Here is a 22,231-nt window from a genome sequence, read left to right on the forward strand (position 1 = left end):
CCGACGAAAGTCGGGACCCAGCTGGCAACCTGTTTGCGGGTTCAGCTCTGATCAGCGCCAGCGCCTGCTCCGCTGGTGGACACTGGGTCCCGACTTTCGTCGGGATGATCGGAGTTTGAGAAACGGAAAACGCCCCGGAGGTTTCCCTCCGGGGCGTCCCCGTACTCTTCAGATCGAACCGAAGCCTTAGTGCGCCAGGATAGCCAGCAGCAGCAGGGCGACGATGTTGGTGATCTTGATCATCGGGTTCACAGCGGGACCGGAGGTGTCCTTGTAGGGGTCGCCGACGGTGTCGCCGGTGACGGCGGCCTTGTGAGCCTCCGAACCCTTTCCATGGACGACGCCGTCCTTGTCCTTGAAGCCCTCTTCGATGATCTTCTTGGCGTTGTCCCAGGCGCCGCCGCCGCTGGTCATCGAGATGGCGACGAACAGGCCGGTGACGATCACCCCCATCAGCATCGCGCCAAGGCCGGCGAAGGCGTTCTGGCGGGTGGTGATGGCGTCGAGGATGAAGAACAGGGCGATGGGCGACACGACCGGCAGCAGCGAGGGCACGATCATCTCGCGGATCGCGGCCTTGGTCAGGATGTCGACGGCGCGGCCGTACTCGGGCTTCACCTCGCCGGTCATGATGCCGGGGTTTTCCCGGAACTGACGGCGGACCTCATGCACCACCGCTTCGGCGGCGCGGCCCACAGCGGTCATCGACATGCCGCCGAACAGGAAGGGCAGCAGCCCCCCGAACAGCAGGCCGACGACGACGAAGGGGTTGGAGAGGTCGAAGGCGATGTCGCCCAGTCCGTGGAAGAAGGTCCCGACCTCCGCATTGGCGGTGAAGAACTTCAGGTCCTGGGTATAGGCGGCGAACAGCACCAGGGCGCCGAGACCGGCCGAACCGATGGCGTAGCCCTTGGTGACGGCCTTGGTGGTGTTGCCAACGGCGTCGAGGGCGTCGGTGGTGACGCGGACTTCCGGGGGAAGGCCGGCCATTTCGGCGATGCCGCCAGCGTTGTCGGTGACCGGACCGAAGGCGTCCAGGGCGACGATGAAGCCGGCCAGCGACAGCATGGTGGTGGTGGCCACCGCGATGCCGAAGATGCCGCCAAGCGTGTAGGTGACGACGATGCCGACGATGATGGTCAGGGCCGGCAGGGCCGTGGACTCCAGGCTCATGGCCAGGCCCTGGATGACGTTGGTGCCGTGACCGGAGACGGAGGCTTGAGCGACCGAGCGGACCGGGCGGAAGCCGGTGCCGGTGTAGTATTCGGTGATCATGACGATCAGGGCGGTGACGACCAGGCCGGCCATGCCGCACCAGAAGAGGTCCATCTGGCTGCGGATGATGCCTTCGACCTCGACGCCGGCCGCCGGGACCAGGCTGGTGATCACCCACCAGACGGCCGGAACCGACAGGACGCCGGTGACGATGAGGCCCTGGTAGAGGGCGCCCATGATGTTCTGCTTCTTGCCCAGGCGCACGGCGAAGGTGCCGGCGATGGAGGTGACGATGCAGACGCCGCAGATGGCCAGCGGCAGCATCATCATCGCCGCGGCTTCCGCCCCGGCGAACAGGATGGAGGCCAGGACCATGGTGGCGACGGTGGTCACCGCATAGGTCTCGAACAGGTCGGCGGCCATGCCGGCGCAGTCGCCGACATTGTCCCCGACGTTGTCGGCGATGGTGGCGGCGTTGCGGGGGTCGTCTTCCGGAATGCCGGCTTCGACCTTGCCCACCATGTCGCCGCCGACGTCGGCGCCCTTGGTGAAGATGCCGCCGCCGAGGCGGGCGAAGATGGAGATCAGCGAGGCCCCGAGGCCCAGGCAGACCAGGCTGTCGATGACCGCGCGGCTCTCAGCGCCGAGCACCTTGGTCAGCACGAAGTAGTAGCCCGCGACGCCCAGCAGGGCGAGGCCGGCGACCAGCATGCCGGTGATGGCGCCGGAGGTGAAGGCGACGTTGAGGCCCTTGCCGAGGCTCTCGGAGGAGGCCTGGGCGGTGCGGACGTTGGCGCGGACCGAGATCAGCATGCCGATGAAGCCGGCGGCGCCCGAGAGCACCGCGCCGACCAGGAAGCCGACGGCCGGCAGCAGGCCGAGGACGAAGAACAGCCCGACCAGGATGACCGCGCCGATGCCGCCGATGGTGGCGTACTGGCGGTTCAGGTAGGCTTGCGCGCCTTCCTGGATGGCCGCGGCGATTTCCTGCATGCGGGCGTTGCCCGGCGATTTGCGTAAGAGCGCCATGGTCTGGACGATGCCGTAGACGACGGCGAGCACGCCCCCGCCGATGGCAAGCCAGAGGAAATTATCGATACTCATGTGAGAAGAAGCCCCTTGTTTCCATGCTGGGAGGCTTTGGCCCGCTTATCGAGCGGCTTCCAGACCCCCTTCTCGACAGGCGGAATCCCGCCCCCTTGCGAAAAGACGGCTCGTGTTTGCCAAATAGTGGGGGTGGGCGCAATGGCGCCCGGCGGTCAGGCCGGCGGTCGCGGCAAGCCGGTGCGCTGCTTGGGGGTCATCGAGATGATGGTGACCGAGGTGAAGTTCTTCGGACCGGCGATGGCCCCGGCTTCGCGCAGCAGGGTCGACTTCAGGCGGGGCTCGTCGAGGACCAGGTAGTTCTTCGGATTGGTGAAGGGGGCGCGGTGGCCGGCGCGGACGATGGCGTCGCGGAACCAGGGCTCCTTGGCGCGGAGCTTCACCGAGTCGGCCGAGGGGGCGAGGTTCAGCCGCAGGGAGACGAAGACGTAGTTGACCAGCTTTCCGCCGACCACGATCGGCAGGGCGATGGGGGCGAGATCGACGTACTGGCCGGCGGCGTCCTTCTTGGCCGGCGGCCCGGAAGCCTGCGCGGCGGTGGCGGCCAGCAGGACGGGGGCAAGGGCGAGAAGGGCGCGGCGGTGCATGGGAGGGTTATGCGCGCGCGTGGTTAAGGGTGGGTTTCGGGGAGATCGAGGCCGATGATGACGTAGGGCTTGGAAGGGTCGTGGATGCCGCAGGCTTCCCAGTAGAGATCGCGCCAGTCTGGGTTGGAGGTTTCGATGAGGTGGAGCTTCCAGTCTCGCCGCCATTCCTTGAGCTTACGCTCCTGAAGGACCGCCGCCTCGCGGGTGTCGTAGGTACAGAACCAGACGAGTTGGTCGCATCCGTATTTGGACGTGAAGCCCGGCGTGAGCTTTTGCTTGTGCTGGCTGATGCGGACGGTGAGGTCGTCGGTCTGGCCGACATAGAGCGTCCCGTTACGACCGCTCGCTACGATGTAGCAGAAGAAAGCCATGGCTTGAGCTTGGGCAGAATGGAACAAACTGGCAACATATATTTCCGATTATCCCGACGAAAGTCGGGACCCAGCTGGCAGATAGGGTGTGGGTTCCGCTCTGATAAGCGCCAGCGCCTGCTACGCTGGTGGACACTGGGTCCCGACTTTCGTCGGGATAATCGGAATTTTGGGGATGGGGCGTTAGTGGGTCCAGCCCAAGGCATCGAGCGGGACGGGTCGATCCTTGAAGGTGGCCGTGACCCCCTCTCCTGATCTGACGCGACCAACAACCGTCAGCCCCGTTTCCGCCGCGTGGATGGACGGTCGCTCCGCCGGATCCACCGCGCAGACGATCTGGTAGTCGTCGCCGCCGGTGGCCAGGGCCAGGCGGGCGGCTGTCTCGTCGGGTTGCGCCGCCAGCCAGTCCGTCGCCTCCGCAGATAGCGGCATCCGGTCCAACTCAACCTCCACGGCCAGCCCGCTGGCGATGGCGATCCGGCCGGCGTCGGCCAGCAGGCCGTCCGAGACGTCCGCGCTGGCGCGGGCGAACTGGCGCAGGGCTCCGATGAGGTCGAGGCGCGGCGTGGGCGTGCGGTAGCGGGCGGCGAGGATGCCGCCCGGGTCTGGGAGCTTGCCCTGGGCGGCCTGAAGGCCGAGCCAGCCGTCGCCGATGGGGCCGCTGACCATCAGGAGGTCGCCGGGCTGGGCGGTGCGGCGCAGGATCATGCCGCCGGTGGGGACTTCGCCCATCAGGGTGGCCGTCACCATCAGCGGGCCAGGGGTGGAGACCGTGTCGCCGCCGAGCAGGGGCAGGCGCCAGTCCCGGCCCGCCTGGGCGAGGCCTTGCGCGAACAGGGCCTTGGCGGACCACGCCGTGTCCTTCGGCCAGGCGACGGAGAGGAAATAGCCGATCGGCTCGGCGCCCTTGGCGGCGAGGTCGGAGAGGTTCACGGCCAGCAGCTTGCGGGCCACCGTGTCCAAGGGATCATCGGGCAGGAAGTGAACGCCGGCGACCATGGCGTCCTTGGTGACCACCAGGTCGTGACCCTCTCGCGGCGTGATCACCGCGGCGTCGTCGAGCAGGTCCAGGGCCCCTGGCGCGCCCAGGGTGAGCGGGCGAAGGAGGCGTTCGATCCAGGCGAACTCCCCCTGCCCTTCAGGATCAGGTGCGCTTGGCATCCTTGGCGATCCCGTCCAGCGCGCCGTTGATGAAGCCGGGTTCCGGCCCCTCGAAGAAGGACTTGGCGATCTCGACGTACTCGTCGATGGCCACCTCCAGCGGCACGTCGGGGCGGCGCATCAGCTCCCATGCGCCGGCCCGCAGGATGGCGCGGGCGGTGGCGTCGAGGCGGTCCAGCTTCCAGTTGGAGGCCAGGCGGGCGGTGACGGCCTTGTCGATCTCGCCCTGCTCGCCGACGGCGCCGCGGATCAGGTCGGCGAAGAACGCTTCGTCGGCCTGGGCCAGCAGTTCGCCCTCGATGTCGCGGTCGAAGCGGTGGTCGCTGAATTCGCGGATGACGGCTTCGACGCCGGCCCCGGTCATTTCCATCTGGTACAGCGCCTGGACCGCGGCCAGGCGCGAGACGGTGCGGGCCCGGCGCTGCTTGGCGTTGAGGTTGGCGACCGGCTTGGCCTCGGCCAGCTTCTGCAGCTTGTCGAAGGCCTCGGTCAGGGAACCGGGCTTGGGATCGTCGCTCATCGACCAGCTCCCCCCAGCAGGCGGCGCTTGTGGCTCAGGACATCGAGCGCCGCGCGGGCGGCGCCGCCGCCCTTGTCACCCTCGGAGACGCGGGCGCGGGCCCAGGCCTGTTCCTCGTCTTCGACGGTGAGGATGCCGTTGCCGATCGGCAGGCCCTTCAGGGTCAGGTCCATGACGCCCCGGCAGCTTTCGTTGGAGACGATCTCGAAATGGTAGGTCTCGCCGCGGATGACGACGCCCAGGGCGACATAGCCGTCGTACTTGACGCCGGCCGGGCGGCGGCCGCCCTCGTCGGCGATGGCGATGACGCCGGGAATCTCCAGCGCGCCCGGCACGGTGATGACGTCATACTCGGCCCCGAACGCGGTGATCGCGTCGGTCGCCCCGCGCAGCAGCTCGTCGGACAGGTCGTTATAGAAGCGTCCCTCGACGATCAGGATGCGGACGATGTCGTCGATCATTCACTCTCTCCACCGCCACTCTCGGCGTTGATCGGCGCCCGGCCGACGATCTTCAGTCCGTAGCCCTCGAGCGCCGCCGGTTTGAACGGGCTGGAGGTCAGCAAAATCATCTCGCGCACGCCGAGGTCGAGGAGGATTTGCGCCCCGACGCCATAGTCGCGCAAGGCGTTGTTTCGATATTGGCTGCCGGCCTCGGTGTCGATGCCGTAGCGCTCGCTGAGCCAGGCCGGGTTCGGATCGCGGATGAAGACCGCCACGCCGGGGCCGTCATGCTCGCCGATGGCCTTCAGGGCGTTGGGGATGTAGTCGGTCCGCGCGCCGAGCGCGCCCAGCATGTCGGCGGCCATGTCGACCTGGTGCATGCGCACGAGGGTGGCGGTGTCGGGGTCAATCTTCCCCTTCACCAGCGCCAGGTGCTCGCATTTGTCGATGCTGTTGCGGTAGACGATCATCCGGAAATCGCCGCCGTAGTGGGAGGTGAACGGCCGCTCCAGGGCCCGTTCGACCTGGCGCTCGTTGCGGCGGCGGTAGGCGATCAGGTCGGCGATGGTGCCGATCTTCAGGCCATGCAGCTGGGCGAAGGCGACCAGTTCCGGCAGCCGGGCCATGGTGCCGTCATCGTTCATGATCTCGCAGATCACCCCGGCCGGGTTGAGGCCGGCCAGGCGCGAGATATCGACGGCCGCCTCGGTGTGGCCGGCGCGGACCAGGACGCCGCCGTCCTTGGCGACCAGCGGGAAGACGTGGCCGGGAGTGACGATGTCGTCGGGGCCCTTGGTCGGGTCGATGGCGACGGCGACGGTGTGTGACCGGTCATGGGCGCTGATGCCGGTGGTGACGCCTTCCCTGGCTTCGATGGAGACGGTGAAGGCCGTGCCCATGCTCTCGCGGTTCTCGGCCGCCATCGGCGGCAGGCGCAGGGCCTTGGCGCGATCGTTGGTGATCGAGAGGCAGATCAGGCCGCGGGCGAACCGAGCCATGAAGTTGATCTGTTCGGGCGTGGCGAACTGGGCGGGGATGATGACATCGCCCTCGTTCTCGCGGTCTTCGGCGTCGACGAGGATGTAGGGGCGGCCGTTGCGGGCGTCCTCGATGATGTCCTCGATGGCGGAGATGGGGGTGTCGTGGCTCATGAGGCGGTCTCCTGCCACCGCGCGAGGTATCGCGCCAGCATGTCGATCTCGAGATTGACCTTTGAACCCGGTTTCAGGCGACCCAGCGTCGTCACATCCCAGGTGTGGGGGATGATGTTGAGGCCGAAGACATCGTCCTCGACCTCATTGACGGTGAGGGAGACGCCCTCGACGGAGATCGAGCCCTTGGGGGCGATCAGACGGTGCAGCGGCCGGGGGGCGCGAATGCGGTAGCGGTGCGAGCCGCCTTCGGGCTCGATGGAGAGCACCTCCCCCACCCCGTCGACGTGGCCGGAGACGACGTGGCCGCCCATCTCGTCGCCGAGCCGGGCGGCGCGTTCGAGGTTGACCGCATGCCCCTCCTCCCATTCGCCGAGCGTGGTGTGGGCCAGCGTCTCGGCCGAGACCTCGACGGCGAACCAGGTATCGCCCTTTTCGACCACCGTCAGGCAGCAGCCAGCGTGGCTGATCGAGGCGCCCATGTCGATGGTGGCGACGTCGTATGAGGTCTCGATCTCGTACCTGCGGTCGCGGCTGGTCTGCCGGACCGAGCGGACCCGGCCGACGTCTGTGACGATCCCGGTGAACATATCAGAGCCTTTCGTACCGCTCCCACAGGTCGTCACCGACCTCATGGACCGCAACCCGTTTGAACCGCGGCGCATCGGCCAGCCGGTTCAGCACAAACTCGCCGACCGCCGGCCGGCCCTCGTCCCCGAGCACGATGGGCGCCCGGAACCACTCGATGGCGTCGACCAGTCCGCTTTTAAGGAAACTGGCCGCCACCTGCCCGCCGCCCTCGATGAACAGCGACGGGGTAAAGCCTTCGAAATCCTCGGGCAGCGTCATCGGCAGCCGCTCGCGGAGTTTCCAGTCCAACCAGTCGGACAGGGCGTCCAGCGCTTCGCGCAGATGCGGTCGCCCATCCTGTTGTCCCACCTTGAGCACGGTGACCCCAGCGTCAGTCAAACGCTTGTTTGGATCGCTGGTGGAAATCACCAGGGTGTCGAGCCGATTGGCCTCGTGGACCAGCTTGAGGTTCGACGGCAGGCGCTGGCGGCTGTCGAGCACGACGCGGGCCGGCTGGCTGCCGACGTAGCCCGGCAGGCGGACAGTCAGTTCGGGATCGTCGGCGATGGCGGTCTCGACCCCGACCAGGATGGCCTGGTGCATGGCCCGCAGGCGGTGCACCTCCTCGCGCGCGGCGGGGCCGGTGATCCAGCGGCTTTCACCGGAGGCGGTCGCAATACGGCCGTCGAGGGAGGTGGCCAATTTCAGGGTAACGCGCATCCGCTTCCTCTACCCCTTCCGACCATCCCGACGAAAGTCGGGACCCAGCTGGCAAACTGCTAGGGGTTCGGCTCTGATTTGAGCCTGCGCCGGCTCCGCTGGTGGACACTGGGTCCCGACTTGCGTCGGGATGATCGGAATTTGGGGGTGAGGCTAGTCCTCGGCTTCCTCGTTCAGCCCCTCGTCGGAGAGGAACTTCGCGAAGTCGTCCGTGTGGCGGAAGTCACGGTAGACCGAGGCGTAGCGGACGTAGGCCACGTCATCGAGGCTCTTGAGGGCCTTCATGACCATCTCGCCCACCGCGCTGCTGGGCAGCTCCGTCTCGCCCATGCTTTCCAGCTGGCGGACGATGCCGTTGACCATGCGATCGACGCGCTCGGTGTCGATCGGCCGCTTGCGGGTGGCGATGGCGATCGAGCGGACCAGTTTCTCGCGGTCGAAGGGCGAGCGACGGCCCGAGCGCTTGAGGATGGTCAGTTCGCGCAGCTGTACCCGCTCGAAGGTCGTGAACCGACCGCCGCACTCGGGGCAGAGGCGGCGACGGCGGATGGCCGCGCCGTCTTCCGACGGGCGGCTGTCCTTGACCTGGCTTTCCATGTGTCCGCAGAACGGGCAACGCATGATGTAGCCCCTCCCGGCGGGCTCAGCCCTACTAGTTGTAGATGGGGAAGCGTTTCGTCAATGCGATGACCTCTTCGCGGACGCGCGCCTCGACCACCGGATCGCCGGCTTCGTTGCCCGACAGGCCGTCGAGGACCTCGCCGATCCACTTGCCGATCTGACGGAATTCCTCGGTCCCGAAGCCGCGGGTGGTGCCGGCCGGGGTGCCGACGCGGATGCCCGAGGTCTTGGTCGGGGGCAGCGGGTCGAAGGGGATGCCGTTCTTGTTGGTGGTGATGTGGGCCCGCTCCAGCGCCTCCTCGGCCAGCTTGCCGGTGACGTTCTTGGGCCGCAGGTCGACCAGCATGACGTGGCTGTCGGTGCCGCCCGAGACGATGTTCAGGCCCGCCGCCTGCAGGCTGTCGGACAGGGCCACGGCGTTGGCGATGATCTGGGCCCCGTACTCCTTGAAGGAGGGCTGCAGGGCCTCGCCGAAGGCCACGGCCTTGGCGGCGATTACGTGCTCCAGCGGGCCGCCCTGGATGCCGGGGAAGATGGCGCTGTTGAACTTCTTGCCGAGATCCAGGTCGTTGCTGAGGATCAGGCCGCCGCGCGGGCCGCGCAGGGTCTTGTGGGTGGTGGTGGTGACCACATGGGCGTGCGGCACCGGGCTGGGGTAGTGGCCGCCGGCCACGAGCCCTGCGAAGTGGGCCATGTCGACCATCAGCCAGGCGCCGATGCTGTCGGCGATTGCACGGAACTTGGCGAAGTCGATGATGCGGCCGTAGGCGCTGCCGCCGGCGATGATCAGCTTGGGCTTCTCGGCCTGGGCGACATCGTTGACGTTGTCGTAGTCGATGTACTGGTCCTGCTGGCGGACGGTGTAGCTCACGGGCCGGAACCACTTGCCCGACTGGTTGGCCGGGCTGCCGTGGGTCAGGTGGCCGCCGGCGGCCAGGTCCATGCCCATGAAGGTGTCGCCGGGCTTGAGCAGGGCGTTGAACACCGCCTGGTTGGCCTGCGAGCCGGAGTGCGGCTGGACGTTGGCGTAGGCGGCGCCGAACAGCTCCTTGGCCCGGTCGATGGCGATCTGTTCGATGACGTCGACGTATTCGCAGCCGCCGTAGTAGCGTTTGCCCGGATAGCCCTCGGCGTACTTGTTGGTCAGGATCGAGCCCTGGGCCTCGAGCACGGCGCGGGAGACGATGTTCTCCGAGGCGATCAGTTCGATCTGCTCACGCTGGCGCGTCAGCTCGAAATCGATGGCCTTGGCGATGTCCGGATCGGCCTTGGCCAGATCGGCGCCGAAGAAGGCGGGAGCAACTTTGGTGTGGGCGGTCATGGGTCTCTCCGGCGGCAACGGGCGCGGGGTCGCGCCCTGTTAAGGGTTGGAAGCGAGGGGATCAATCGGAACCGGGCCGCGCCTCGACGCGTTGGCCCTTCGAGGACGGTCCCGCGTAGGGGGGCCGGCCCGTTAGTGCTTGAGTTTGAAAGGTTTTGAAGCCATGGCCGACTCCACCCGCCCATTGGGTTCGTCGGACACGGAGTTGCTGCAGCTCGGTTCGGATATCGTGTCGGCCTATGTGACGCGCAATTCGATCGGCGCCAGCGCCCTGCCGGATTTGATTCGAAGCGTCCACTACACGCTGAAAGGCCTGGAAGGCGGCGAGGCCGGCCCGGCCCAGCCGGCGGCCAGGCAGAAACCGGCCGTGCCCGTCGGCCGCTCGGTGCAGCACGACTACCTGGTCTGTCTGGAAGACGGCAAACGGCTGACGATGCTGAAACGCTACCTGCGCGCCCGCTACGACCTGTCGCCGGAAGAATATCGCCGCAAGTGGAGCCTGCCGCCGGAGTACCCGATGGTCGCGCCGGCCTACGCCGAGCGACGCTCTGATTTCGCCAAGAAGATCGGGCTCGGAAAAGGTGTGCGGCGGAAGTAGCTCCTGATCAGCTGTAGAGGAGCTTAAGCCGTTTGTGCCGGTGACGGAAGACCCTGGCCGTCAATGCCGTCGCCAGCCCGTCCATCAGCGCCAGCCTGGGCGTCGCCGTGACGATGTCGCGCACGATGCACCCTGCCCCGTCGGGGCACACGCGGCGTTCGTGCCGCCAGCAGCGCTGCAGGAGGCTGTGCGAGGTCTCCACGAAGCCCGACGGCCCGATCTCGGCGAAGACCAGCACATGGCGGTCGAAGGGCAGGACGCCGCCCGCCAGCATCCAGCAGATGGCGACCGGCTCGCCGATCGGGGCCTGGCGGATGTCCGCCTCACCGGCGGGAAAGGTCATGCGAACCAAGGGCGCCAGCTCGGCGTTGACCCCGGCAGGCGTCGTAACCGCGGCCCAGACCTCTTGCGCCGAGCGCGGCAACTTCGTCGAGATATCGATGGCGGGTTTGACGCCGCGAACCGTCACCCTAGGCGGCGACGCCGCCCAGCCGGGCGATGTTGCAGTGCGCCCAGAGCTTTTCCATCGCGCCGACGAGGTCACGCATCATGTCGTCGGTGTGGAAGGGCGTCGGGGTGAAGCGCAGGCGTTCGGTGCCGCGCGGCACGGTCGGGTAGTTGATCGGCTGGACGTAGATGCCGTGGTCTTCCAGCAGCATGTCCGAGACCATCTTGCAGTGCACGGGGTCGCCAACCATCACAGGGACGATGTGGCTGACCGAGGGCATGACCGGCAGGCCAGCGTCGCGGAACATCTTCTTGAGGGTCTCGGCGCGTTCCTGGTGGATCTCGCGGACCTCGTTGTGTGCTTTGAGCCAACGGACCGAGGCCGCGGCCCCGGCCGTCAGGGCCGGCGGCAGCGAGGTGGTGAAGATGAAGCCGGAGGCGAAGCTGCGGATGGCGTCGACCATCTCGATCTCGCCGGCGATGTAGCCGCCCATGACGCCGAACGCCTTGCCGAGCGTGCCTTCGATGATGTCGATGTCGGCCATGACCCCGTCACGCTCGGCGACGCCGGCCCCGCGCGGGCCGTAGAGGCCGACGGCGTGGACTTCGTCGAGGTAGGTGAGCGCGTTGTACTTCTTGGCCAGGGCGACGGTGCCGGGCAGGTCGGCGATGTCGCCGTCCATGGAATAGACGCTCTCGAAGGCGATCAGCTTGGGCGCGTCCAGCGGGGCGTCGGCCAGCAGGCTTTCGAGGTGTTCCAGGTCATTGTGGCGGAAGATGTGGCGTGCGCCGCCGCCGTTGCGGATGCCGGCGATCATCGAGGCGTGGTTCAGCTCGTCCGAGAAGACGATCAGGCCGGGCAGCACCTTGTAGAGGATCGACAGGGTCGCCTCATTGGCCACGTAGCCGGAGGTGAACAGCAGGGCGGCGTCCTTGCGGTGCAGGTCGGCCAGCTCGCGTTCGAGTTCGACGTGATGGTGGGTGGTGCCGGAGATGTTGCGGGTGCCGCCGGAGCCCGAGCCGTTGGCGTCGATGGCGGCGTGCATGGCGTCGAGCACGACCGGGTTCTGGCCCTGGCCGAGGTAGTCGTTCGAACACCAGACGATGACGTCCTTCGAGGACCCGTCGTCGCGGGTCCAGACGGCGCGCGGGAAGGCGCCGCGCTGTCGCTTCAGATCAGCGAACACCCGGTAGCGACCTTCAGACCGAACCTGCTCCACAGCGGTCCGAAACGCGGCTTTGTAGTCCATCGACGTGTTTCCGGTCCTCGCCCCGAGGCCCGGTCCCTTTGTTCTCGTTGATCGGCGCGGGGTTTATCCCTCATCGCCAAGCCCTGTCCAATTAAGGATTTGTACTGAGGCAGAATACTCCGCCGATCGTCGCGGGTCTTGCGAGAACGTCTCTCAGCTTGATCAGGCGGGCTCGCCGGCCCTTGACGTCGGGGCCGGCGGCCTTGGCCCTACTTGGGCTTGCGGAATTTCAGCACGAACTGGTCGGTCTTGCCGCGGATCGAGGCGTCGAAGACGCTGGCGGTGCGCGGGTCGGCCGGGTTGCGCAGGATGTCGCTCTCGGATTCGAGGACGAAACCAGCGGCGGTCACTTCCTTCTTCACGGTGGCGATGTCGATGCGGTGCAGGGCGTCGGTGTCCTTCGTGCCCGAGCCATCGATCGCGTAGTGGTCGACGATGACCAGGAGGCCGCCGGGCTTCAGCGAGTCGAACAGGGCCTTGTCGACCATGCCGGCCAGGGGCTCCGGAGCCATCTTCAGGTGCATGTCATGGTAGTTCTGGGCCGTGAAGATGACGTCCAGCTTCTCGGGGAAGGCGACGGCGCCGAGCGAGGGCCGCAGGGGGACGACGTTCTTGTAGTCGGCGACGACGGTGTCCTGATCCGTGCCGTACTTGGCCTGGAAGCTGATGAACTCGGCCGGCTGCAGGGCGTAGACCTTGCCGGTCGGGCCGACGGCGGCGGAGAAGATGCGGGTGAAGTATCCGCCGCCCATGATGAAGTCGCCGACCTTGTCGCCGGGCTTCACCTCGGCCAGGGCGAGAATCTCGGCCGGCTTGCGGACCGCGTCACGGGCCTTCTGGTCGGCCGGACGGGCCGCATCGTTCAGGACGGCGCTGTAGTCGGCGGCGACCACGGCGCCGGTCAGGGCCAGGGCCCCAGCGATGGCGGCGAAAACTGTCTTGTTCAACGGCGGGCCCTCCCAGGCTTCCGGAAGCGGTAGACGAACTGGTCGGTCTCGCCCCGGATGGATTTGTCGAAGACGCTCACATTCATCCTGTCCTTCGGATCGCGCAGGAACTCGCCCTGCCCGTCGAAGACGAAGCCGGCCGCTTCGACCTCCTGGCGCACGATGGCCGGGTCGATGCGGTGGAAACTGTTGACCGCCGCCATGCCGCTGCCGGGCCGGGCCGAGTGGTCGATGACGACATAGAGGCCGCCGGGCTTCAGCGCCTTGTAGATCTGGTGATTGACCGCCGCGACATCGACCGGACCCATGAAGTCGGCGTGCATGTCGTGATAGTTCTGGGCGGTGAAGACCACGTCCAACTTCTCGGGCGTGGTGAAGGCCGGCAGGGTGCTGAGCAGCACGCGGACGTTGGAATAGGCCGGGTCCTTGGCGATGGCGTTCACCGCCGGCTCGCGCTTGGCCAGCTTGGACAGCTCATCGGGGACGTAGGCGTAGACCCGGCCGCGCGGACCGACGGCCTTGGAGAAGATGCGGGTGAAATAGCCGCCGCCGGGAATCAGGTCGGCGACCCTCATGCCGGGCTTCACGCCGGCGAACAGCACCGTCTCGCCCGGGTGACGGTTGGCGTCGCGAGCCATGTCGGCGGCAGGCCGGTTCGGATCGGTGAGAGCGGCGTCCAGCCAGCCCGGCACGGGCGCGCCGGCTTCCACGGGCGGCGGCGGCGGAGGCGGGGTGGTGGCGCAGGCGGCGGTCAAGGTCAGGACGGCGGCCATGGCCAGCCAACTCGCACGGGACGTCATTCGTCACTCCTGGACGGTTTCGTGTTCGGTCCCCCGACCTCCGAAACTCTCTAGGCCAGATTGTGGCTCAAGTCAGCGGAGTCCACTCTTCCTGCGCCGGAAGCGGCGCGAAAATCTCATCGAGCAGGTCGTCGCCGACGTCCTCGACGGTTTCGGGGTTCCAGCGGGGGGTGTTGTCCTTGTCGACGATGACGGCGCGGACGCCCTCCAGGAAGTCCGGCCGCTGAACAACGCGGGCCCCGATGCGGTACTCCATGGCCATGTTGTCGGCGAAGTCGGTGAACTGCGCCCCGTGGGCCAGCTGGCGGAAGGCGACCTTCATCGTCTGGGGCGATTTGGTCCCGAGCGTGACAAGGGTGCTCCGGGCCCACTCCTCGGGGTCCTGTTCGAGGCCTTCGAGGATGGCCTCGACGCTATCGCGGCCGAACAGGCGGTCGATGTCGGCCAGGTGCGGTTCGATCGGCGGCGGGCCGGCGTCGCGGACGAAGTGGGCCAGGGCGCCGGGGATGGAGTCCGGATGCTCGGCCAGGGCGGTCTTGAAGCCTTCGGCATGCTCGGACGGCATGTAGTGGGTGGCGATGCCCAGCCGCACGCAGTCGGCCCCCTTGATCCGCGCGCCCGTCAGGGCCAGCCACAGGCCGGCCTTGCCGGGGAGCCTGGGCAGGAACCAGCCGCCGCCGACGTCGGGAAACAGGCCGATGCCGGTCTCGGGCATGGCGAAGGTGGTCCGTTCGGTGGCGATGCGCACGCTGGCCGGCATGGAGAGGCCGACGCCGCCGCCCATGGTCACCCCGTCCATCACGGCGATGACCGGCTTGGGGTAGACGAACAGCAGCTGGTTCAAACGATACTCGGTGTGGAAGAACTCGCGGGCCTGGGCGCCATCCCCTGCCCCGCTCTCGGCCAGCATGCGGATGTCGCCGCCGGCGCAGAAACCGCGCTCGCCGCTGTGGTCGATCAACACGCACTGCACCGCCTCGTCGCCGCGCCAAGCCAGCAGGGCGTCGGTGATCAGCCGGCACATGTTGGTGGTCAGCGCATGCAGCGCCTTGGGCCGATTGAGGGTGACACGGCCGACGCCGCCGTCGACGCGGGTGAGGACTTCGGGTTCTTCGGTCACTGTCTGAACATCTCCCGGCCGATGATCACCCGCATGATCTCGTTGGTGCCTTCGAGGATCTGGTGGACGCGCAGGTCGCGGACGATGCGCTCCATCGGGTAGTCGGAGAGGTAGCCGTAGCCGCCGTGCAGCTGCAGGGCGTCGTTGGCCACCGTGAAACAGGCGTCGGTGGCGAAGCGCTTGGCCATGGCGCAGAGCTTGGTGGCGTGGGGGTCGCGCTGGTCGAGGGCCGAGGCGGCGTTGCGGACCATCAGCTGCGAGGCCTGCAGGTCGGTGGCCATGTCGGCGATCTTGAACTGCAGGGCCTGGAAGTCCTTCAGCGGTCGGCCGAACTGGCTGCGCTGTTCCATGTAGGCCTTGGCGGTGTCGAGGGCGAAGCCGGCCCCGCCCAGCGAGCAGCTGGCGATGTTCAGGCGGCCGCCGTCGAGGCCCATCATGGCGAAGCGGAAGCCCTCGCCCTCCTGGCCGACGCGGTTCTCGACCGGCACCCGGACATTGTCGAAATTGACCTGGGCGGTCGGCTGCGACTTCCAGCCCATCTTCTTCTCGTTGGCCCCGAACGACAGGCCCTCCATGCCCTTCTCGACCACGAAGGTGGAGACGCCCTTGGCCCCCTCCCCGCCGCTACGGGCCATGACCACATAGATGTCCGAGACCCCGGCCCCGGAGATGAATGCCTTGGAGCCGTTGAGAACGTAGTGGTCGCCGTCCAGCCGGGCCGTGGTCCGCATCGAGGCGGCGTCCGAGCCGCTGCCGGGTTCGGTCAGGCAGTAGCTGGCGATCAGCTCCATGGTGGTCAGGCGCGGCAGGTATTTGTGGCGCAGCTCGTCGCTGGCGAAGCGGTCGATCATCCAGGAGGCCATGTTGTGGATGGTCAGGTAGGCAGCGGTCGGCACGCAGCCGTAGGACAGGGCCTCGAAGATCAGGCTGGCGTCGAGCCGGCTCAGCCCCGAACCGCCGACATCTTCCTGCACATAGACGCCGGCGAAGCCGAGCGCCGCGGCCTGGCGCAGCACATCGACCGGGAAGTGGCTTTCCTCGTCCCATTTGGCGGCGTGCGGGGCGAGTTCTTCCCTCGCGAAGGCCTGGGCCATCTCCTGGATCGCGCGCTGATCGTCGGTGAGGGAGAAATCCATGCTTCCAGGTCCTGATCTCGGGCGAAGAGTCGCCGCCTCGCCGTGGGCTTGCTGACCTGACGCCGACGGGTCAAGCTGTCAATCGTCACCTGACGGGAGGCCCGCATGACCGTAACGGACACCGAGGCTCGCCGGTTCGACAGCGAACGGGTGATGGGACTGATCAATTACGGCCTGCTGTTCAGCGCCATCTTCTTCGCCGGCGTGCCGGGCGTCGTCGCCGTGGTCCTGGCATACACCCAGCGCGGGGCGGCCGGGCCGCTGCTGCGCGAGCACTACCGGTTCCAGATCCAGATCTTCTGGATCGGCCTGCTGCTGGCCCTGATCGCCGGTATCTGTGGGCTGTGGGCTATCCTCGACGTCTCGGCCGACCTTTGGGGAAAGGGCAATGTCCATGGCGACATGCAGCTCACCGACCTCGACATGACCGGCCAGGTCATCGGCCTGACCATCGCCTCCGTGGTCGCCCTGGCCCTGATGACCCTGTGGTCGCTGGCCGCCCCGGCGGTCGGCTTCATCCGCCTGGCGACGGCGCCGCGGCCGGTGGAAGCGGCCCTTGCCTAGCGCCGCCCGTTGCGCGACACCGCGCCCATGACCGTGCCGCCCCTCGCCGCCTATCCCGCCACCCGCCTGCGCCGCCTGCGCCAGGCCGACTGGACCCGCCGCATGGTGCGCGAGACGTCCCTGCAGCCCGCCGACCTGATCTGGTCGATGGTGGTGCATGAGGGCGAGGGCCGCATCCCGGTCGCCTCCATGCCCGGCGTCGAACGCCTCAGCGTCGCGGAGGCCGCCAAGGCCGCGGTCGAGGCCCGTGAGCTGGGCATCCCCTGCATCGCCATCTTCCCGCACATCGACGGGGCCCGGAAGGACGCCGAGGGCAGCCTGGCCGCCGAGGAAACCGGCGTCATCTGCCGCGCCATCAAGGCCATGAAGGCCGCCGCCCCCGAGGTCGGGATCATGTGCGACGTGGCCCTCGATCCCTTCACCACCCACGGCCACGACGGCGTCCTCAAGGACGGCAGGATTGTCAACGACGCCACCATCGAGCGGCTGGTCGAGCAGGCGCTGGTCCAGGCCCGGGCCGGCTGCGATATCCTGGCCCCGTCCGACATGATGGACGGCCGGGTCGGGGCCATCCGCGCGGCGCTGGAGGCCGAAGGCCTGCAGGACGTGATGATCATGTCCTACGCGGCCAAATACGCCTCCGCCTTCTACGGCCCCTACCGCGACGCCATCGGCTCGGGGAAGCTGGGCAGCGGCGACGTCGCCAACCCCGGCGACAAGAAGACCTACCAGATGGATCCGGCCAACTCGGATGAGGCCATCCGCGAGGTCGCCCTCGACATCGCCGAGGGGGCCGACATGGTCATGGTCAAGCCGGGCATGCCCTACCTCGACATCGCCCGGCGGCTGGTCGACACGTTCGCCATGCCGACCTTCGCCTTCCAGGTCAGCGGCGAGTACGCGATGATCATGGCCGCCGCCCAGAACGGCTGGATCGACGAGGAGCGGGCCATCCTGGAGAGCCTGGGGGCCTTCAAGCGGGCCGGCTGCGCCGGGATCATCACCTATTTCGCGCCCCGCGCGGCGCGGATGCTGCGCGGCTAGTTCTTTTCCCAGGGCCAGCGGAAGCTGGGTTTCTTGGTCTCCACGACCGGCGCGGGAGCCGCCGGCTTGGGGCAGGCCGCCACCGCGAAACCACCGAGGTCCAGGCAGCGGCCGTCGATGTCGGCCGGCGTCGGCAGGCCGATCAGGTGGGCCAGGGTCGGGGCGATGTCGGTGGTCTCGATGGGGTAGAAACGCTCCTGGCCGGCGGCGCCGGACCACCAGAACAGGATCGGCACCCGGCGGTCATAATCCCAGGGGCTGCCGTGGGTGCTGAGGGCGCCGCCGAGGCGGGCCTGCAGCGGCGAGACGCCGGGATCGAGAATGACCACCAGGTCCGGCGAGCGGCCGGCCACGGCGCTCATCGCCGCCCGCTGCTCGACGGTCAGTTCCTCGGGCGAGGTTCCCGGAGCGGGCGGCGCAAGCGCCAGCAGGTCTTCAAGCCGGTAAACGGCGTTGATGCCGGGCTTGCCCTTCAGGCCCGCGATGGCCGCCTTGGCGATCTTGCCGCGCAGCGGCTCGGGCAGGCGGACCCGCTGGTCGTCGACGATGTAGAAGCCGCTGCCGTCGAAGGACAGCGGGTTGGCCTTGAGCTTGAACTGGGCTTTCAGGCTCTCGTTGAGCTTGATCAGCACCGACAGGTCGTAGCGCCCGGCCTGCGGAAAGCTCCGCTCGGCCTGGCGTTCGGGGAAGTCGGAGCCGCCATGATCGGCGGTCAGCACCACCACCGCCCCGCCGGGGACGGCCTTGGCGGCGGCCAGGAGCCGGCCGATGGCGGCGTCGAGACGGAACTGCTGCTCGCACATCTCCGGGCCTTGCGTGCCGAAGCCGTGGCCGATTCGGTCGGTGGCCGACAGGCTGACGGCCAGCACGTCGGTGGCCTCGCCGGCGCCAAGCTTCTGGTCCTTGATCAGGCTGAGGGCGCCCTCGACGGTGACCTCGTCGAGCAGCGGCGAGGTGTCGAAGACGACCTTGGCCGGTGGCACCTGGCTATGCCAGGTCTGGCCGGCGATCTGGTAGTCAGCCTCCAGGGTGCGGCAGTAGTCGTTCTGGTAGGTCCAGCTAGCCGGCTTGCCCTCGTAGCGGGCCATCAGCTCAGCGTTGATGGCTTTGACCGGCGCCAGCCGCGCCTCGTCGGTCTGGCCCGGCTCGACATAGGTCGTGAAGCCGAAACCCTCGCGCCACCAGAAGACGCCGTCGGCCTTGTGGCCGGCCATGGCGATGGCGCCGCGATCCTTGCCGGCGATGGCGAACACCCGGCCGGCCGAGCCGCTGTCCTTCAGCCAGTCGCCGAGGGTCGAGGCCTTGAGGTTGTCGGGGCCAACGGGGCCGTTGCCGCCGGTCAGGCCCCCGGCCAGGGTGTTGGCCGGAGCGCTGAGACAGTAGACGCTCTTGCCGGTCACCGGGTCGAGCCAGTCGTTGGCCGGGATGCCGGTCTTGTTCGGGTGCTTGCCGGTCAGGATGGTCGAGTGGCCCGGGCAGGTCTCGGTGCCCGAATGGCTCTGGTAGCCGTTGATGTAGACCATGCCCTGGTCGGCCAGGGTGCGCAGGCCGGCGGTGTAGCGGCTTCGGTACTGGTTGAAGAGGTTGGCGCTGAACTGGTCGACGCTGATCACCACCACCAGCTTCGGCGCCGGTTTCGGTTCGGCGGCGTAAGCCAGACCGGCGGCGGCGAGGACGGAGAGGCCGGCGAGCGCGCCGGACCAGCGACGAAGGGTCATGGAACAACCTGAGACGAAGAGCGGAGCGTCCTCATAGGGCGCCCCGCCGACATTTTCACGACGCTTGGCCAAGCGCCGCCATGATGGGCAGTTTCCGGATCGGCTTGCCGGTCAGTTTGGCCAGGGCATTGACCAGGGCCGGGGTGGCCGGCGGCAGGCCGGGTTCGCCGATGCCGCCGAGCACCGGCTCGTCGTTCTCGATGAAGATGGTCTCGATGACCTTGGGCGCCTCGTTCATCCGCATCAGGCGATAGCTGTCGAAGTTGCGGTTCTGGCAGGAACCGTTCGCCACCTCGATGCCCTCGAACAGCGCCGTCGACAGGCCCTGGACGATGCCGCCCTCCATCTGGTTGCGAGCCCCGTCGGGGGTGACGACGCGGGCGCAGTCGATGACGCAGGTCACCTTGTGCACGGTGACCACGCCGTCCTTCAGGCTGGCCTCGACGACATGGGCACAGAGGCTGGCGAAGCTGTAGACGAAGGCGAAGCCGCGGGCCCGGCCGGCGGGGACGGGCTTATCCCAGTCTCCGGCCTTGGCGGCGGCGTCGATGACCTTGAGGGCGCGGGGGTTGTCGGCCAGCAGCTCGCGGCGCAGCTGGACGGGGTCCTTGGCCGAAGCCAGGGCCACCTCGTCGAGGAAGCTCTCGACGAAATAGCCGTTCTGGGTGGCCCCGACCGAACGCCAGGGGGCCATCGGGATGACCTGGTCGACCCGCACCCAGTCGATCCTGTAGGCCGGGAACCTGTAGAGAATCTCCGGCAGGATCTGGATCGAGGACCCGTCGATCTGGCCCTTGGGCAGGCCGCCCGGTGCGAAGCTGTCGCGCATCGACGGGCCGGCGGTGCGGATATGGAAGGCGGTCAGCCTGCCGTCCTTGTCGAGGGCCGCCTTCATGCGGGCGACCTGGGCGGGGCGGTACCAGCCCTGGCCGATCTCCTCCTCGCGCCGCCAGAAGACCTTGACCGGCTTCTTCAGCGCCATGACCACGGCCACGGCGGCCGGGACGCCGTCATCGCCGAGCCGGCGGCCGAAGCCGCCGCCGAGCATCAAGGTGTGCAGCTTGACCTTCTCGACCGGCAGGCCGGCGGCCTTGGCGGCCGTGCCGCGGTTGCGGTCCTGGGTCTGGAACGGGCCCCAGATCTCCAGCCCGCCGTCGGCGGTCGGCTCCAGGGTGACGGAGAAGGGCTCCATCGGGGTGTGGGCGATGTAGGGGACCTCGTAGTCGGCCTCGACGGTCTTGGCGGCGCCGGCCAGGGCGCCGGCGACCGCCTCGTCGTTCCTGGCCACGATGGCCTCGGCATCCTTGTCCAGGCCCGCCAGCATGGCCCCGGAGATCTCGGCCGAGCTCAGCCCGTCATAGGCCGTCGAGGCCCAGGAGACCTCCAGCGCCTGGGCGCCCTTCATGGCCGCCCACTGGGTCTTGGCGACCACGGCCGCACCGCCCTCGAAGGCCACGACCCGCTCGACGCCCTTCACGACCAGGGCCGGGGCCTCGTTGAGCTTGGCGACCTTGCCCGTCCAGACCGGCGACAGCACCATACAGGCGTAGACCATGCCGGGGCGGGTGAAGTCGGCCGAGAACAGCGGCTCGCCCCGCACCTTGGCGGGGATGTCGACGCGCGGGGTGGCCTTGCCGACGATGGTGTAGGTCTTGGGGTCCTTCGGCACGCCCGGGGCGGCCGGCGCGGCGGCGGCCAGCTTGGCGGCCTCGCCGAGCGGCATCAGGCTCTTGCCGCCGCGCAGCAGCTTGCCATCGACGATGCTCACTTCGGCGGGCGGGACGCCGGCCTTGGTCGCGGCGGCGTTGATCAGGCTCTGGCGGGCCGAGGCCCCGACCTTGCGCAGGGCCTCCCACCAAGCCCGCACGCCCCAGCTGCCGCCCGAGCTCATGGCCCCGCCACGGCGGAACGGATCGGAGGGCTCGGGCGTGTCGACGGTGACCCAGGCCAGGGGCACGCCGATCTCGTCGGCGATGATGGCGGCGTGGGCGGTGTGGGTCCCCTGCCCCATCTCGGTGGTCGGCGAGTGGAGATGGACGCGGCCATCGGCGCCGATGGCCAGATAGGCGGTCCAGGCGGCGGCGGGCGCCTGGGCGTTGGCGGGCGGGGTGACGACGAAACTGAGGGTGAAGGCGCCGACGGCGGTGAGGAAGGCGCGGCGATCGAGGGGAGCGTTCATGGTCATGTCCCTCAGGCGGCCTGGCCGCTGGCCGCCTTGATGGCGGCGCGGATGCGCAGGTAGGTGCCGCAGCGGCAGAGGTTACCGGCCATGCCGGCGTCGATGGCGGCGTCGTCGGGCTTGGGGTTCTCGGCGAGGAGGCCCTTGGCCGACATGATCTGGCCGGGCTGGCAGAAGCCGCACTGCGGGACCTGGATATCGATCCAGGCCTTCTGGACGGGGTCGTCCTTCTTGAGGCCCTCGATGGTCAGCACCTCGGCCCCGGCGATATCGCCGACCGGCAGGCTGCAGGACCGCACCGGCTGGCCGGAAACCAGCACCGTGCAGGCCCCGCACTGGGCGATGCCGCACCCGTACTTGGCGCCCTTGAGGTCCAGCTCGTCGCGGAGCACCCAGAGCAGCGGCGTGTCCGGCTCGGAGGCCACGGTCACGGGTTTGCCGTTCACGGTCAGCTTGGTCATGTCGGGGAGCCTCCTGCCGTAATGGTAGGGTGCGGTTGGACAGCGCGGCAACCGCCAAGTTCCTCCCTCGGGCGCAAAGCGCACGGGGGAGGGGGACCGCCGCCGCGACTCAGCGGCGGTGGTGGAGGGGGCAGCGCCGGCTTGTCAGGATGGAGAACGTTCTGGCGCGGACGAAGATGACAG

Annotated in this window: 23 protein-coding genes; 3 read left to right on the top strand and 20 right to left on the bottom strand. The window is 68.3% G+C overall.

Annotated features, from left to right (window positions below):
- Positions 1–186: 186 nt before the first annotated feature.
- From AC1RSK_RS19460 to glyA, 11 genes are all read right to left on the bottom strand, one after another.
- A complete protein-coding gene (locus tag AC1RSK_RS19460; protein WP_492909323.1) occupies positions 187–2,319 on the bottom strand; it encodes a sodium-translocating pyrophosphatase in 2,133 nt (710 codons plus the stop codon).
- 155 nt (positions 2,320–2,474) lie between these two features.
- Entirely contained in the window at positions 2,475–2,906 is a 432-nt protein-coding gene (locus tag AC1RSK_RS19465; RefSeq protein WP_492909324.1) for a hypothetical protein, read from the bottom strand.
- A gap of 23 nt (positions 2,907–2,929) precedes the next feature.
- Positions 2,930–3,277: a GIY-YIG nuclease family protein gene (locus AC1RSK_RS19470; protein WP_492909325.1), complete on the bottom strand. Its 348-nt coding sequence runs from the start codon at positions 3,275–3,277 to the stop codon at positions 2,930–2,932.
- 183 nt (positions 3,278–3,460) lie between these two features.
- Positions 3,461–4,438 (bottom strand): thiamine-phosphate kinase, encoded by a 978-nt coding sequence (gene thiL / locus AC1RSK_RS19475; RefSeq protein ID WP_492909326.1) that lies wholly within the window; start codon positions 4,436–4,438, stop codon positions 3,461–3,463.
- Positions 4,422–4,958, bottom strand: coding sequence for a transcription antitermination factor NusB (gene nusB / locus AC1RSK_RS19480; protein ID WP_492909327.1), 537 nt, complete (start codon positions 4,956–4,958; stop codon positions 4,422–4,424). Before nusB ends, thiL begins: the two co-directional genes overlap by 17 nt.
- On the bottom strand, positions 4,955–5,419 hold the full coding sequence (ribH, locus tag AC1RSK_RS19485; RefSeq protein WP_492909328.1) for a 6,7-dimethyl-8-ribityllumazine synthase: 465 nt from the start codon (positions 5,417–5,419) through the stop codon (positions 4,955–4,957). The genes nusB and ribH overlap by 4 nt, the downstream gene beginning before the upstream one ends.
- Positions 5,416–6,552: a 3,4-dihydroxy-2-butanone-4-phosphate synthase gene (ribB, locus tag AC1RSK_RS19490; protein ID WP_492909329.1), complete on the bottom strand. Its 1,137-nt coding sequence runs from the start codon at positions 6,550–6,552 to the stop codon at positions 5,416–5,418. The genes ribH and ribB overlap by 4 nt, the downstream gene beginning before the upstream one ends.
- The gene (locus tag AC1RSK_RS19495) at positions 6,549–7,142 is read right to left on the bottom strand and encodes a riboflavin synthase (protein ID WP_492909331.1); all 594 of its coding nucleotides are present in this window, start codon (positions 7,140–7,142) and stop codon (positions 6,549–6,551) included. The genes ribB and AC1RSK_RS19495 overlap by 4 nt, the downstream gene beginning before the upstream one ends.
- A 1-nt stretch (position 7,143) precedes the next feature.
- Positions 7,144–7,842, bottom strand: coding sequence for a RibD family protein (locus AC1RSK_RS19500; protein ID WP_492909332.1), 699 nt, complete (start codon positions 7,840–7,842; stop codon positions 7,144–7,146).
- Positions 7,843–7,995: 153 nt separating this feature from the next.
- Positions 7,996–8,463 carry a transcriptional regulator NrdR gene (gene nrdR, locus AC1RSK_RS19505; protein ID WP_487298647.1) on the bottom strand — a complete coding sequence of 156 codons (468 nt, stop codon included), beginning with the start codon at positions 8,461–8,463 and terminating at the stop codon, positions 7,996–7,998.
- Between the two features lie 31 nt (positions 8,464–8,494).
- Positions 8,495–9,784, bottom strand: coding sequence for a serine hydroxymethyltransferase (glyA, locus tag AC1RSK_RS19510; RefSeq protein WP_492909333.1), 1,290 nt, complete (start codon positions 9,782–9,784; stop codon positions 8,495–8,497).
- Positions 9,785–9,947: 163 nt separating this feature from the next.
- On the opposite strand from glyA, the gene AC1RSK_RS19515 reads away from it, so the two are divergent.
- The gene (locus AC1RSK_RS19515; protein WP_492909334.1) at positions 9,948–10,382 is read left to right on the top strand and encodes a Ros/MucR family transcriptional regulator; all 435 of its coding nucleotides are present in this window, start codon (positions 9,948–9,950) and stop codon (positions 10,380–10,382) included.
- 7 nt (positions 10,383–10,389) lie between these two features.
- Here the strand turns inward: AC1RSK_RS19515 and AC1RSK_RS19520 are convergent, their stop codons facing one another.
- The 6 genes from AC1RSK_RS19520 to AC1RSK_RS19545 form a co-directional block, all read right to left on the bottom strand.
- A complete protein-coding gene (locus AC1RSK_RS19520) occupies positions 10,390–10,926 on the bottom strand; it encodes an Rv1443c family protein (protein WP_492909335.1) in 537 nt (178 codons plus the stop codon).
- On the bottom strand, positions 10,853–12,079 hold the full coding sequence (gene hemA, locus AC1RSK_RS19525) for a 5-aminolevulinate synthase (protein WP_492909336.1): 1,227 nt from the start codon (positions 12,077–12,079) through the stop codon (positions 10,853–10,855). The genes AC1RSK_RS19520 and hemA overlap by 74 nt, the downstream gene beginning before the upstream one ends.
- A 209-nt stretch (positions 12,080–12,288) precedes the next feature.
- Positions 12,289–13,026, bottom strand: coding sequence for a class I SAM-dependent methyltransferase (locus AC1RSK_RS19530; RefSeq protein WP_492909337.1), 738 nt, complete (start codon positions 13,024–13,026; stop codon positions 12,289–12,291).
- The gene (locus AC1RSK_RS19535; protein ID WP_492909338.1) at positions 13,023–13,826 is read right to left on the bottom strand and encodes a class I SAM-dependent methyltransferase; all 804 of its coding nucleotides are present in this window, start codon (positions 13,824–13,826) and stop codon (positions 13,023–13,025) included. The genes AC1RSK_RS19530 and AC1RSK_RS19535 overlap by 4 nt, the downstream gene beginning before the upstream one ends.
- A gap of 67 nt (positions 13,827–13,893) precedes the next feature.
- Entirely contained in the window at positions 13,894–14,946 is a 1,053-nt protein-coding gene (locus tag AC1RSK_RS19540) for an enoyl-CoA hydratase/isomerase family protein (RefSeq protein WP_492909339.1), read from the bottom strand.
- Complete coding sequence (locus AC1RSK_RS19545; RefSeq protein WP_492909340.1) at positions 14,943–16,082, bottom strand: isobutyryl-CoA dehydrogenase; 1,140 nt, start codon at positions 16,080–16,082, stop codon at positions 14,943–14,945. The genes AC1RSK_RS19540 and AC1RSK_RS19545 overlap by 4 nt, the downstream gene beginning before the upstream one ends.
- 105 nt (positions 16,083–16,187) lie before the next feature.
- On the opposite strand from AC1RSK_RS19545, the gene AC1RSK_RS19550 reads away from it, so the two are divergent.
- Together AC1RSK_RS19550 and hemB are read left to right on the top strand one after the other, a co-directional pair.
- Positions 16,188–16,646 carry a hypothetical protein gene (locus AC1RSK_RS19550; protein WP_492909341.1) on the top strand — a complete coding sequence of 153 codons (459 nt, stop codon included), beginning with the start codon at positions 16,188–16,190 and terminating at the stop codon, positions 16,644–16,646.
- Between the two features lie 27 nt (positions 16,647–16,673).
- Positions 16,674–17,690, top strand: coding sequence for a porphobilinogen synthase (gene hemB / locus AC1RSK_RS19555; protein ID WP_492909342.1), 1,017 nt, complete (start codon positions 16,674–16,676; stop codon positions 17,688–17,690).
- Here the strand turns inward: hemB and AC1RSK_RS19560 are convergent.
- Genes AC1RSK_RS19560 through AC1RSK_RS19570 form a run of 3 tightly spaced genes read right to left on the bottom strand, consistent with a single transcriptional unit; the run spans position 17,687 to position 22,048 of the window.
- Complete coding sequence (locus AC1RSK_RS19560) at positions 17,687–19,408, bottom strand: alkaline phosphatase family protein (RefSeq protein ID WP_492909343.1); 1,722 nt, start codon at positions 19,406–19,408, stop codon at positions 17,687–17,689. The genes hemB and AC1RSK_RS19560 overlap by 4 nt on opposite strands.
- A gap of 55 nt (positions 19,409–19,463) precedes the next feature.
- Positions 19,464–21,587, bottom strand: a complete 2,124-nt coding sequence (locus AC1RSK_RS19565) for a xanthine dehydrogenase family protein molybdopterin-binding subunit (protein WP_492909344.1) — start codon at positions 21,585–21,587, stop codon at positions 19,464–19,466.
- Positions 21,588–21,598: 11 nt separating this feature from the next.
- Entirely contained in the window at positions 21,599–22,048 is a 450-nt protein-coding gene (locus AC1RSK_RS19570) for a (2Fe-2S)-binding protein (RefSeq protein WP_492909345.1), read from the bottom strand.
- Positions 22,049–22,231 lie beyond the last annotated feature (183 nt).

This window comes from Caulobacter sp. GW821-FHT11A05, assembly GCF_058809015.1.